Genomic DNA, 796 nt, shown 5'->3' on the forward strand with positions numbered 1-796 from the left:
GGAGCGGCGGCGAATCATGAATGACAACTCCCGGATTGGCATCCGGGCTACGAACTGACAACACGATGACCACCGACCTCTTCGACACCGGCAATCCCGACGACGCCATCACGCTGGCCCACTACGCCGAACGCGCGTACCTCGAATACGCGCTCAGCGTCGTCAAGGGCCGGGCGCTGCCCGATGTGTGCGACGGCCAGAAGCCGGTGCAGCGGCGCATCCTGTACGCGATGCAGCGCCTGGGCCTGGCCTTCGCCGGCACGGCCGGTGCGCGCCCGGTCAAGAGCGCACGCGTCGTCGGCGACGTGATCGGCAAGTTCCACCCGCACGGCGACCAGGCGGCGTACGACGCGATGGTGCGCATGGCGCAGGACTTCTCGCAGCGCTACCCGCTGGTCGACGGCCAGGGCAACTTCGGCTCGCGCGACGGCGACAACGCGGCAGCGATGCGCTACACCGAGGCGCGCCTCGCGCCGATCTCGCGCCTGCTGCTCGACGAGCTCGATGAAGGCACGGCCGATTTCATCCCCAACTACGACGGCGTCGAGCGCGAGCCGCGGCTGCTGCCCGCGCGCCTGCCCTTCGTGCTGCTGAACGGCGCGAGCGGCATTGCGGTGGGGCTGGCCACCGAGCTGCCCTCGCACAACCTGCGCGAGATCGCGGCGGCCACCGTCGCGCTGATCAAGAACGAGAACCTCAGCGACGACGAGCTCTTCACGCTGGTGCCCGGCCCCGACTACCCGGGCGGCGGCCAGATCATCAGCGCGCCCGAGGAGATCCGCGCCGCCTACACCAC

1 protein-coding gene is annotated in these 796 nt (G+C 69.8%); it reads left to right on the forward strand.

Annotated features, from left to right (window positions below):
- Positions 1–65 precede the first annotated feature (65 nt).
- The coding region (locus AC1D01_RS37090; RefSeq protein ID WP_477874864.1) for a DNA gyrase subunit A at positions 66–796 on the forward strand (731 nt) is incomplete at its 3' end.

The organism is Rhizobacter sp. P3_B12 (genome assembly GCF_056402895.1).